Annotated in this window: 11 protein-coding genes and 1 tRNA gene; 5 read left to right on the top strand and 7 right to left on the bottom strand. The window is 72.4% G+C overall.

The features are described from left to right. Positions 1–1,401, top strand: a 1,401-nt coding sequence (locus GVN67_RS25635; RefSeq protein ID WP_200845397.1) for an MATE family efflux transporter, incomplete at its 5' end; no start/stop codon positions are given. 36 nt (positions 1,402–1,437) lie between these two features. On the opposite strand, the gene GVN67_RS25630 is transcribed toward GVN67_RS25635, so the two are convergent. Together GVN67_RS25630 and GVN67_RS25625 are read right to left on the bottom strand one after the other, a co-directional pair. After that, positions 1,438–2,418, bottom strand: coding sequence for a tripartite tricarboxylate transporter substrate-binding protein (locus GVN67_RS25630; protein WP_160000156.1), 981 nt, complete (start codon positions 2,416–2,418; stop codon positions 1,438–1,440). Between the two features lie 104 nt (positions 2,419–2,522). Then, entirely contained in the window at positions 2,523–3,596 is a 1,074-nt protein-coding gene (locus GVN67_RS25625; protein WP_160000155.1) for a tartrate dehydrogenase, read from the bottom strand. Between the two features lie 114 nt (positions 3,597–3,710). Between GVN67_RS25625 and GVN67_RS25620 the strand changes: the two genes are divergently transcribed. Next, positions 3,711–4,613: a LysR family transcriptional regulator gene (locus GVN67_RS25620; protein WP_160000154.1), complete on the top strand. Its 903-nt coding sequence runs from the start codon at positions 3,711–3,713 to the stop codon at positions 4,611–4,613. On the opposite strand, the gene GVN67_RS25615 is transcribed toward GVN67_RS25620, so the two are convergent. After that, positions 4,597–5,502: a retroviral-like aspartic protease family protein gene (locus GVN67_RS25615; protein ID WP_160000153.1), complete on the bottom strand. Its 906-nt coding sequence runs from the start codon at positions 5,500–5,502 to the stop codon at positions 4,597–4,599. The two genes, GVN67_RS25620 and GVN67_RS25615, sit on opposite strands and share 17 nt — an antisense overlap. A gap of 56 nt (positions 5,503–5,558) precedes the next feature. After that, complete coding sequence (locus tag GVN67_RS25610) at positions 5,559–6,443, bottom strand: LysR family transcriptional regulator (protein WP_160000152.1); 885 nt, start codon at positions 6,441–6,443, stop codon at positions 5,559–5,561. Between the two features lie 93 nt (positions 6,444–6,536). Between GVN67_RS25610 and GVN67_RS25605 the strand changes: the two genes are divergently transcribed. Continuing rightward, a complete protein-coding gene (locus tag GVN67_RS25605) occupies positions 6,537–7,070 on the top strand; it encodes a GNAT family N-acetyltransferase (protein ID WP_200845396.1) in 534 nt (177 codons plus the stop codon). Between the two features lies 1 nt (position 7,071). Here the strand turns inward: GVN67_RS25605 and GVN67_RS25600 are convergent, their stop codons facing one another. Beyond that, on the bottom strand, positions 7,072–7,677 hold the full coding sequence (locus GVN67_RS25600) for a nitroreductase (RefSeq protein WP_160000151.1): 606 nt from the start codon (positions 7,675–7,677) through the stop codon (positions 7,072–7,074). A 170-nt stretch (positions 7,678–7,847) separates the two neighbouring features. Here GVN67_RS25600 and GVN67_RS25595 point away from each other — a divergent pair, with 170 nt between their 5' ends. Then, a complete protein-coding gene (locus GVN67_RS25595; protein ID WP_160000150.1) occupies positions 7,848–8,291 on the top strand; it encodes a co-chaperone YbbN in 444 nt (147 codons plus the stop codon). Beyond that, the gene (locus tag GVN67_RS25590; RefSeq protein ID WP_160000149.1) at positions 8,288–9,175 is read left to right on the top strand and encodes a DnaJ C-terminal domain-containing protein; all 888 of its coding nucleotides are present in this window, start codon (positions 8,288–8,290) and stop codon (positions 9,173–9,175) included. The genes GVN67_RS25595 and GVN67_RS25590 overlap by 4 nt, the downstream gene beginning before the upstream one ends. 4 nt (positions 9,176–9,179) lie before the next feature. On the opposite strand, the gene GVN67_RS25585 is transcribed toward GVN67_RS25590, so the two are convergent. Both GVN67_RS25585 and GVN67_RS25580 read right to left on the bottom strand, forming a co-directional pair. Next, positions 9,180–10,559 carry a CoA transferase gene (locus GVN67_RS25585; RefSeq protein WP_160000148.1) on the bottom strand — a complete coding sequence of 460 codons (1,380 nt, stop codon included), beginning with the start codon at positions 10,557–10,559 and terminating at the stop codon, positions 9,180–9,182. Between the two features lie 111 nt (positions 10,560–10,670). Next, positions 10,671–10,744, bottom strand: a tRNA-Met gene (locus GVN67_RS25580). Positions 10,745–10,793: the final 49 nt, after the last annotated feature.

The raw sequence follows: 10,793 nt of genomic DNA, 5'->3' as shown, positions 1-10,793 counted from the left end.
CTGGCGCCCCCCCTCCCCGCGGCGTCGCAGGCCTCCACCCCGGCGGCGCCGGCGATGAACCCGCGCACCCGCCTGCTGCTGCACGGCCCGATCCTGCCCACCCTGTTGCGCCTGGCCTGGCCCAGCACCCTGGTGATGCTGGCCCAGGCCTCGGTCGGGCTGATCGAGACCTGGTGGGTCGCCCATCTGGGCAGCGACGCCCTGGCCGGCATGGCGCTCGTCTTCCCCGGCTTCATGATGATGCAGATGCTGTCCAACGGCGCGCTGGGCGGCGGCATTTCTTCGGCCATCGCCCGGGCGCTCGGCGCCGGACGACAGGACCAGGCCGATGCCCTGGTGCTGCATGCCATGGTGATCAACGGCCTGCTGGGCCTGGCCGCCAGCGCCCTGTTCCTGCTCGAGGGCGAGGCCATCTACCGCGCCCTCGGCGGCGAGGGCGCCGCCCTGCAACTGGCAATGGGCTATTCCGACGTCGTCTTCACCGGCTCGATCCTGGTCTGGCTGGGCAGCGCCCTGGCCAGCGTGCTGCGCGGCGGCGGCAACATGCTGCTGCCGGCGACGGCCATCATCGTCGGCGTCGTGGTGCTGATCCCGCTCTCGCCCGTGCTGATCTTCGGCTGGGGACCCATCCCCGCCATGGGCGTGGCCGGCGCCGGCTGGGCGGTGGTGGCGGGCTCTGCCCTGACGGCGGCGGTGCTGGCCTGGGCGGTGCTCTCCGGCCGCAGCCTGGCGCGGCTCCGCCCGGCCGCGCTGCGCTGGCCGCTGTTTGCCGATATCCTGAAGGTCGGGCTGGTCGCCTCCCTCAGCACCCTGCAGACCACCCTGACCGTCGCCATGACCACGGCGCTGGTCGCCCGCGCCGGCGGGGCCGATGCGGTCGCCGGCTACGGCACCGGGTCGCGCCTGGAATACCTGCTGGTGCCGCTGGTCTTCGGGCTCGGCGCGCCGCTGGTCGCCATGGTCGGCACCAATGTCGGCGCCGGCCAACGCGCCCGGGCGCTCCGCATCGCGCTCACCGGCGGCGCCGTGGCCTTCGTCGTCACCGAAAGCCTCGGCCTCGCCGCGGCCTTCTTCCCCGCCGCCTGGCTCGGCCTCTTCGGCGACGATCCCCGCATGCTGGCGGCCGGCACCGCCTACCTCCAGCATGTCGGCCCGGCCTATGGCTTCTTCGGCCTCGGCCTGTCGCTCTACTTCGCCTCGCAAGGCGCCGGAAAGCTGTTCTGGCCGCTGGCGGCAGGGCTGCTCCGCATGCTCATCGCGGTGATCGGCGGCTGGGCAGCCTTCGCCCTGACCGGGTCGCTGGACTGGGTCTTCATCGCGCTGGCCATCGGGCTGGTCGTCTACGGAACCCTGGTGGCGGGCAGCATCGCCTCAGGCGTGTGGTTCAAGGACAGCAAGTAAGAATCTGGGGGCATTGAATGCCCCCAGACCCCCACATCAATCAGCATAAAGCCCCGCCGCCTCGATGATCGGACGCCAGCGGGCCACCTCCTCCGCCAAAAACTTCCGGTGGAACTCAGGGCGCGCGCGGTCGGCCGAAGCAGGCTCGGTCAAAAGATCCGCAAATCTCTGCTTCAACCGCGCCTCGGACAAAGCGGCGCGCAACGCAGCAGAAAGACGCTGCTGCACCGGCTCCGGCGTCCCGGCCGGCGCATAGAGCCCGTGCCAGGTGCTCATCGCGATGCTCGGCTCCCCCGCCTCGGCGGTCGTCGGCAGCTCCAACCCGGAGACGCGGCCGGTGCTGGTCACCGCATAGGACTTGATCCGGTTCTCCCGGATGAAATTGGCGGTGTTGGTGGCCTGGTCGCAGAAGATGTCGATCCGCCCGCCCATAAGGTCGGTGATCGCCGGCGCGCTGCCGCGGAACACCACCGTCGTCACCGCCTTCCCCGCCGCATGCTGCAGCAGCATCCCGCACAGCTGGTTGGCGCCGCCCAAGCCAGCATGCGCCAGGTTCAGCTTGTCGCCCTGCTCGCGGATCGCCGCCATGAAGCCGGCCAGGTCGGTGGCCGGGAAATCCGGCCGCGCCACCAGCGTCATCGCCGCATCCGAGGCCAGGCCCAGCGGCGCAAAACTCTCCAGCACGCTGAAGGGCAGCTTGCGATACAGGGTGGCGGTGCTCGCCAGCCCGATATGGTGCATCAGCAGCGTGTAGCCATCCGGCCGCGCCTGGGCGACGCGCGCCGCGGCGATGGTGCCGCCGGCGCCGGTGACATTCTCCACCACCACCGGCTGGCCCAGCTCGCGCGACATGCCCTCGGCCACCAGCCGGCTGATCACGTCGGTCGGCCCGCCGGCGGCGAAGGGCACCGTGATGGTGATGGAGCGGTTGGGGAAATCCCCCGATTGGGCCAGCGCCGGCAAGGCGACACCGGAGGCAAGCGTGGCGGCCAGCAGGCCGCGACGGCGGATAAGCATGGACGGAACCCTCCTTGGTCGACGGCCGGTTTTCCGGCTCGCCTCTTTCCTCAGCAAAGCACGCCAGCGGCGGCGCGGGGCGAAAAAGCCCCGCGCCGCGCCGGTCACAGATTCTCGGCGCGGATCGCCTCGCAGACCGCATCCGTCACCTGCTGGGTGGTGGCGGAGCCGCCCAGGTCCGGCGTCACCAGCCCGCTGCCCGAGACCTTCTCCACCGCCCGCATCAGCCGCTTCGCCGCCTCGGCCTCGCCCAGATGCTCCAGCATCTGCGCCCCGCTCCAGAAGGTGGCGATCGGATTGGCGATGCCCTTGCCGGTGATGTCGAAGGCCGAGCCATGGATCGGCTCGAACATCGAGGGGAAGCGCCGCTCGGGGTCGATATTCCCCGTCGGCGCCACCCCCAGGCTGCCCGCCAGCGCCGCCGCCAGGTCGGACAGGATATCGGCATGCAGGTTGGTGGCGACGACGGTGTCGATGCTCTGCGGCTTCAGCACCATGCGCATGGTCATGGCGTCGACCAGCATCTTGTCCCAGGTGACGTCGGGGAATTCCTTCGACACCTCGGCGGCGATCTCGTCCCACATCACCATGCCGAAGCGCTGGGCATTCGACTTGGTCACCACCGTCAGCAGCTTGCGCGGCCGCGCCTGGGCCAGGCGGAAGGCATAGCGCATGATCCGGGTGACGCCGACGCGGGTGAAGATGGCGGTCTCGGTCGCCACCTCCTCCGGCAGGCCGCGATGCGCGCGGCCGCCATGGCCGGCATATTCGCCCTCGGAATTCTCCCTGACGATCACCCAGTCCAGGTCGCCCGGCCCGCAATCGCGCAAGGGCGGCGTCACGCCCGGCAGGATCCGGGTGGGGCGGACATTGGCGTATTGGTCGAAGCCCTGGCAGATCGGCAGCCGCAGGCCCCACAGCGTGACATGGTCCGGGACGTCCGGCGCGCCGACCGCGCCGAAATAGATGGCGTCGAAAGCCTTCAGCCGCTCCAGCCCGTCGGCCGGCATCAGCACCCCATGCTCCTTGTAGTAGTCCGAGCCCCAGGGAAAGGTCTCGACCGTCAGCTGAAACTCGCCGCTGCGGCGGGCCAGCGTTTCCAGCGCCTGCAGCCCGGCGCTGATGACCTCGGGGCCGATGCCGTCGGCGGGGATGGCGGCGATCGCATAGTTGCGCATGGGGCCAGGCGTCCTCTGATGTTTCCACCAGCCTAGCGCCCGTTCGCGGCCCTGGATGCGCGCATAGAATTATACAAGAATTGGCTATAATCCGGTCCAGGGAGGGTCCGCGCCATGGAGCTGCGCCAGCTCGGCTGTTTCCTGGCCGTCGCCGAGGAGCTGCATTTCGGCCGCGCCGCCGCCCGGCTGCACATGCTGCCCTCCGCCCTCGGCCGCCATGTGCGGCTGCTGGAGGAGGAGCTCGGCGCGCCGCTGTTCCGCCGCTCGACCCGGCAGGTGGCGCTGACCGCGGCCGGCGCCGCCCTCCTGCCCGATGCCCGCGCCCTGATCGACCGCGCGGCCGAGGCCGCCACGCGGGTCCGCGCCGCCGCCCGGGCCGAGACCCGGCTGCTGCGCATCGGCGCCATCGACGGCGCCGCCTCCGCCCTGCTGCCGCCGCTGCTCTATGCCTTCCACCAGGCGCATCCCCTGGTCGAGACGCGGCTGTGGGAGGAGAAATCGGCCCGCCTGCTGCCGATGCTGGCGGCCGGAAGGCTGGAGCTGATCTTCATCCGCCCGCCGCAGCCCAGCCCCGGCCTGGAATTCTTGCCGCTCAGGCAGGAGGTGCTGCTGGCCGCCCTGCCGCGTGGCCATGCTTTGGCCCGCCGCCGCCGCATCTCGCTGCGCGAACTGGCCGCCGAGCCGCTGATCCTGCCCCCCCGGCGCAGCCGGCCGCACAGCTTCGCCCTTGTCGCGCATGCCTTCGCCGCCGCGGGGCTCGCCTTGCCGCAGGGCGGGCAGGAGGCGGCGGAGAAGCAGACCATCGTCAACCTGGTGGCCGCCGGCCTCGGCGTGGCGCTGGTGCCGGACTGGGCGGCGCAGCTGCGCCGCCCCGGCGTGGTCTATCGCCCGATCGCCGACGCCGCCGTGCCGCGGCCCGAGGCCATGCTCGGCGCCGCCTGGATGCCGGAGCGCGAGCATGCCCCGCGCGACGCCTTCCTCGAGGTGCTGCGCGCCGGCCTCAAGGCGAGCCGATGAACAGCCGCCGCCCGGCATAGGACAGCCAGACCCGCTGCCCGCGCATCCAGTCATGGCCGAGCACCATCTCCTCCGAGCCGGCATCGCGCTCGACGACGACGGGGAAGTCGCGCAGCACGACACCGCCGAGGGCGAATTTGCGGATGATGTATTCCTGGCCGCGCACGGTCTCGGCCCTAGTGCCGGAAGCCCGCGTGGTGGCGCCGCGCACTGCGTGCTGCAGCAGGCCCAGCCGCTCGGCGGCGCGCTGGCTCAGCATGGTGCGGTTGTTGCCGCTCTGCAGCGCGGCGCGCACCGGCTGGCCGTTCAGCCGCACGCTCACCACCGGCACGTTGTGCTCGGCCAGCACCACCGGCAGGCTGGCCGCCGGCGTCCAGCCCGGGCCGCCGCCCTGGCAATTCTGCCGGCGGTGCAGCCCGACCCGGCGGCCGGGCAGGTCGAATTCCAGCTCCGTCTCGCGCAGCAGGTCGGAGGCCAGCATGACGTCGAAGGGTGCATCGCCCTCGCTGCGGAAATTGCGCACGGCCAGGCTGCGGTCGCTCCATTCCTGGCCGGCGGCGGCGACGCTGCGGGCCAGCAGGTTGCGCTGCGCCACGCCGCCACTGTCGCCGAAGCTGGATTGCCGCCGCGGATCGGCCGGCAGGCCCAGGCGGTTGGCGACCCCCGGCAGCAGCGCGGTGATGCCGAGCCCGGTGTTGACGTCGAAGCGCAACGGCTCGCCGTTGATGGACCCAGCCACCGCCAGGCCGCTGGCCCCCAGCAGCGGCACCAGCGCGGCATCGGTGAAGACGCATTCCGGCTGTGGCGCGCGGGCGGTGGCGGGCGGCGGGGCGGCACCGGCGCAACCGGCGAGCAGCGCGAGGGAGGCAAGCGAAGCCAGGCGAAGCATGGGCGATTCTGTCCAGGCGATGACCAAAGCTTCATACGCCATCGCAACGTCCGCGCCTACCGGGCGGCCTTTTCCAGCGCCTTCAGCACCAGCCGCAGCCCGCGATCGACGATCTTCTCCCGCCGCAGCACATAGCCGATCTGCCGCGACAGCGCCGGCTTCAGCGCCAAAGCGCGGGTGCCGGGCGGCGGCGGGCGCAGCGCCATCGCCGGCAGCAGCGCGGCGCCGAGCCCCGCGCCGACCAGCGGCTTGATCGCCTCGACGCTGCCCAGCGCCATGGCGGGGGCCGGCGCCAGCCCCGCCGCGCGGAACCAGGCGTCGCCGAGGGCGCGGGTATGGCTGCCGGCCTCGAAGGCGATCAGCGGCAGCGCGGCCAGCTCTGGCGGGGTGATGTGCTTGCGCCCCTTCGCCATCGCCTCCGGCAGCAGCGCCAGAAAGGAATCATCCAGCAGCGGCGTGACGGACAGGCCGCGGGCGGGCTCGGCCGGCAGGGTCAGCAGGCCGAGATCGAGCTCCCCGGCGATCAGCCGCGGCACCAGCCCCGCCGTGTTGCCGATGGTCACGGTGACCTGCAGGCCGGGCATCGCCTTGCGCGCCTCGGCCAGCACGGCGGGCAGGAAGAAAATGCAGGCGGTGGCGCCGGTGCCGATGCGGACCAGGGCGGTCTCGCCGTTGCGGTGCGGGGCGGTCGCGGCCAGGGCGTCCTCGGCGGCCGCCTGGGCGCGGCGGGCGGGCTCCAGCAGCGCCTGGCCGGCCGGCGTCGGCAGGGCCTGGCCGCCGGCGCGTTCCAGCAGGCGGACGCCGGTGATGCGCTCCAGCTCGCGCAGCTGCTGGCTGGCGGCCGGCTGGGTCAGGCCCAGCGCCCGCGCCGCCTCGGTGACGCTGCCCTGCTCGATGACGGACAGGAAGGTGCGGAGCTGTCGGAGGGTGGGTTCGCGCATAAGGGAAGTTTATTCCGATGCGCCGCATAAGAAAGTTTTTCTTCTGCGATAGGGCGCGCGGCGTCAGGCTGGGCGACACGAAGAAGCCTGTGGATGACGATGACGATGCTGGATGATCCTGCCCTGGACGGTATTTTTCTACGCCCGCTGGCGGACGGCAGGGAGATCGCGCCGCTGACCGCCCTGCTGCACCGCGCCTATGCCCGGCTGGCGACGATGGGGCTGCGCTTCATGGCCACCCACCAGGCGCCCGAGGTCACGGCGGAGCGGGTGGCGCAGGGCGAGTGCCTGCTGGCCTATGACGGGAATCGGCTGGTCGGCAGCATCCTCTACCGCCCCGCCGCGCGCACCGGCGGCAGCCCCTGGCTGGACCGCGCCGAGGTCGCCAGCCTGGCGCAGCTGGCCGTCGAGCCTGGGCTGCAATCCCGCGGCCTGGGCGCCCGGCTGATGCGCTGGGCCGAGGCGCGGGCGGCGGAGGATAACACGGAAGAAATCGCCCTCGACACCGCCGAGCCGGCGACCCACCTGGTCGCCTGGTATGCCAGCCGTGGCTACCGCGCCGTCGAGACGGCGCAGTGGTCGCACACCAACTACCGCAGCGTCATCATGAGCCGACGCGTGCGCTGATTCAGGCCGGGCGCCATTCCCGCACGAACCTCTGGACGTCGGGGCGCAGCGGCGCGGGCGAGACCGGCTCGACCGGGGTGCCGACGTAGAGGAAGCCCAGAAGGCGCTCGCCCGCCTCGAAGCCCAGCGCCGAAGAAACCGCCGGGTCATAGGCATTGGCACCGCTCAGCCAGACCGCGCCATAGCCGCTGGCATGGAAGGCGTTCAGCAGGTTCATGGCGCCGGCGCCGACGGTCAGGATCTGCTCGACCTCGGGGATCTTGTGCTCGGCCTGGATGGCGGCGCCGACGGCGATGATCAGCGGCGTGCGGTGGATGCGGGCGCGCTGCTTCTCCAGCAGGGCCTCGGCCACCTCCGGGTCGCGGGCGCGCATCGCCTCGGTGATGACCTGCAGGAAGGCCATCCGCGCCGCGCCGCGGATCAGCACATAGCGCCAGGGCCGCAGCTTGCCATGGTCCGGCGCCGACACCGCCGTGCGCAGGATCTTGTCCAGCGCCTCGCCCTCGGGGCCCGGCGATTGCAGCAGGCCGATCGAGCGGCGGGCGGTCAGGCTGTCCAGCACCGCGTCGGCCGCTGGGGCGGCATGGAGGGGGGCTTCGGTCGGCATCGGCATCTCCCGCTGCGGGCTCAATCGCGAATGACTTGCATTATCATAAAGCACGGCCCGCAAGGCAATGCATGCCCGCCATGCCGCCCCCCTGGCAAGGGACCCCTTCCTGGCGCCATGCTGGCTGCCAATGTAACAGCATCGTCCGCTGCCCCTGGAGACCCCCCGGCATGACCGCCGCCCCGATCACCCTGGTCTGTCCGCATTGCTCGGCGATCAACCGGCTGGCCGCCACGCGCCTGGCCGCCGGGCCGCGCTGCGGCGCCTGCCATGCCGCCGTCTTCGAGGGCCGGCCGCTGGCGCTGGACGAGGCCGGCTTCCGCCGCCACCTGGCGCATGACGGGGTGCCGCTGCTGGTCGATTTCTGGGCCGGCTGGTGCGGCCCCTGCCGCGCCATGGCGCCGCAATTCGAGGCCGCCGCGCGCAGCCTGGAACCCGATTTCCGCCTGGCCAAGGTCTCGACCGAGGAAGCCCCGGCGCTGGCGCAGTCGCTGAACATCACCGGCATCCCGGCCCTGCTGCTGTTCCGCGGCGGGCGCGAGGTGGCGCGCCAGGCCGGTGCGCTCGCCGCCGGGCAGATTGCCGCCTGGGCGCGGCAAAAGGCAGTCGCATGAGCGACGATCCCTATGCCCGGCTGGGCGTGGCCCGCGACGCCTCGGCCGAGGACATCAAGCGCGCCTATCGCAAGCTGGCGCGCAAGCTGCACCCGGATGTGAACCCCGGCGACAAGACGGCGGAGGAGCGCTTCAAGCAGGCCTCCGGCGCGCATGACCTGCTGTCGGACCCGGAGAAGCGGGCGCGCTTCGACCGCGGCGAGATCGATGCCAGCGGCCAGGAGAAGCCCGGCCGCCGCTGGCGCGACCCCGGCGCGGGCGGCGGCCCTGCCGGCGAGGCGGGCTTCGCCGATTTCGCCGATGATGACGACGTGCTGTCCGAATTCTTCAGCCGGGGCGGCCGGCGCAGCGGCATGCGGGTGAAGGGCCATGACCTGGCCGGCACGCTGCGCATCGAGTTCCTCGAGGCGGTGAACGGCGCCACCCGCCGCCTCGGCCTGCCCGACGGCGCGGTCGATGTGGGGGTGCCGCCAGGATCGGCCGACGGCCAGGTGCTGCGGCTGCGCGGCAAGGGCGCGGCCGGCTGGGGCGGCGGCCCGCCGGGCGACCTGCTGGTGACGCTGTCCGTCGCGCCGCATGCCCGTTTCACCCGCGAGGGCGACGATATCCTGCTGGCGCTGCCGGTCTCGATCCCCGAGGCGGTGCTGGGCGGCAAGGTCGAGGTGCCGACGCCCGCCGGCGCGGTGATGCTGAGCGTGCCGCCGGGCAGCAATGCCGGCAGCCGGCTGCGCGTCCGCGGCCGCGGCGTGCCGCGCGCCGATGGCAGCCGTGGCGACCTGTACGCCACGCTGACCCTGGTGCTGCCGGACAAGCCCGACGCCGCTTTCGAGGAGTTTCTGCGCGGTTGGGCAGGGGCTGGCTACGACCCCCGCAAGAAGGGCTGAGCGGTCAGCCCCAGGCCGCCGGATGGCTGCCCAGCGGCACCGGCGGCGTGGCCCAGAAGGCGGGTGTCGCTGAGAGCCGCGCCGCATGCCGCGTCAGGCGCAGCGGGCCATGGGGGCTGTCGACAGCCTCCATCCGGTCCTGGACGTCGTCATAGCCCGGGTCGGGGGCGGCAAAGCCCTTCTCGATGCGTGGCAGGCTGCGCAGCCACAACCCGGTGCGGGCCAGGGACACGCGGACCCGCCAGGAACCGCCCTCGGTGATCCGCCGCAGCGCCGCGACCAGGATGCCGAAGGCCAGCAGCGAACCCCCGGCATGGTCGAGGGCCTGGGCCGGCAAGGGCCGTGGCGTGTCGCTGCCGGCGGCCTGGGCCTCGGCCAGGTTCAGGCCGGTCGCGGTCTGCACCAGGCTGTCGAAGCCGCGCCGCCCGGCCCAGGGCCCCTCGAAGCCATAGGCCGAGAGCGAGGCATGGATGATGCCGGGATGGCGGGCGGCCATCTCCTCGGCGCCGAGGCCGCGGTGCTCCAGCGTGCCGGGGCGGAAGGATTGAAGCAGGATATCCGCGTCGGCCGCGAGCTCGTGGAAGCGCGCCAGGCCAGCGGGGTCGCGCAGGTCGAGCGCGGCGCTGCGCTTGCCGCGACCGCTGTCGATGACCAGCGGCTGCACCTGCGGCAGATGCGGGGCGGAAAGATGCAGCACCTCGGCGCCATGCGCGGTCAGCAGCCGGCCGGCAACGGGGCCGGCGATGATCCGGGTCAGCTCCAGCGCGCGCAGGCCCGATAGCGGGCGGGGACCCTGCGGCAGGGGCTTGGGCGGCGCATCGCCGATGCGGGTGACGGCGACCAGCGGCTCGGCCGCCAGCGCCTTTCCGGCGGGCGAGGCGTCCCAGGTGTCGGTGTCGCGGAGTGCTGCGACGACCAGCCCGGCTTCGGCGGCTTGCTGCTCGAATTGCAGGGGGTCGCGGGTGGCCAGGGCGGCGGCGACCGCGGCCTTGTCATGCGGGACGTCCAGGAGCCGCAGAATGCCATCGCGGTGATGCGGAAAATTGGTGTGCAGCCGCACCCAGCCATCGCCGCAGCGATAGAGGCCGGCGATGGCGTCCCAGAGCTCCGGCGCCGGGCCGTCGCCCAGGCGCAGATAGCGTTCGGAGCGGAATTCGATGGCGGCGTCGCGGCGGTCGATGACGATGCTCTGCGCCGGGCCGCCGCGGGCCTGGTGGATTTCCGCGGCTGCCAGCGCGACGGCGCCGATGCTGGCGGCGGCCAGGCTGCCGATGGCGAAGGAAGACGGCAGCGCCGGATCCTGGCCTTCGAGGGCGATGCGGGCGAGCGCCTCGGCGGGCAGGCCCTGGCCGGTCCAGAGCGCTGAAAGGGCATCGATGGCCATCGGGCTATCCTATCCGCCGGTTATCCGGCCGACAGCATAGGACAGCGCCGACAACGCGAAACCCCGCTTCCGGTGAGGGAAGCGGGGTTTCGCGGGGTCGTCTGATTTGGGATGCGGGGACAGGATTTGAACCTGTGACCTTCAGGTTATGAGCCTGACGAGCTACCGGGCTGCTCCACCCCGCGGTGGTGAACTGCGTCGATGCAAGACAAGGGGTTGTGTCCGGCTTGGTGG

This window comes from Roseomonas sp. 18066 (genome assembly GCF_902706185.1).
Lineage (GTDB): Bacteria > Pseudomonadota > Alphaproteobacteria > Acetobacterales > Acetobacteraceae > Pseudoroseomonas.
This window is presented reverse-complemented; position numbering and strand designations above follow the sequence as displayed.

Excerpts from the sequence above, each read along its gene's own strand:
- GVN67_RS25620 (WP_160000154.1), top strand. The coding sequence starts at position 3,711 with ATGGAGCTGCGCCAGCTCGGCTGTTTCCTGGCCGTCGCCGAGGAGCTG.
- GVN67_RS25610 (WP_160000152.1), bottom strand. The coding sequence starts at position 6,443 with ATGCGCGAACCCACCCTCCGACAGCTCCGCACCTTCCTGTCCGTCATC.
- GVN67_RS25625 (WP_160000155.1), bottom strand. The coding sequence starts at position 3,596 with ATGCGCAACTATGCGATCGCCGCCATCCCCGCCGACGGCATCGGCCCC.
- GVN67_RS25585 (WP_160000148.1), bottom strand. The coding sequence starts at position 10,559 with ATGGCCATCGATGCCCTTTCAGCGCTCTGGACCGGCCAGGGCCTGCCC.
- GVN67_RS25605 (WP_200845396.1), top strand. The coding sequence starts at position 6,537 with ATGACGATGACGATGCTGGATGATCCTGCCCTGGACGGTATTTTTCTA.
- GVN67_RS25595 (WP_160000150.1), top strand. The coding sequence starts at position 7,848 with ATGACCGCCGCCCCGATCACCCTGGTCTGTCCGCATTGCTCGGCGATC.
- GVN67_RS25630 (WP_160000156.1), bottom strand. The coding sequence starts at position 2,418 with ATGCTTATCCGCCGTCGCGGCCTGCTGGCCGCCACGCTTGCCTCCGGT.
- GVN67_RS25590 (WP_160000149.1), top strand. The coding sequence starts at position 8,288 with ATGAGCGACGATCCCTATGCCCGGCTGGGCGTGGCCCGCGACGCCTCG.
- GVN67_RS25615 (WP_160000153.1), bottom strand. The coding sequence starts at position 5,502 with ATGCTTCGCCTGGCTTCGCTTGCCTCCCTCGCGCTGCTCGCCGGTTGC.
- GVN67_RS25600 (WP_160000151.1), bottom strand. The coding sequence starts at position 7,677 with ATGCCGACCGAAGCCCCCCTCCATGCCGCCCCAGCGGCCGACGCGGTG.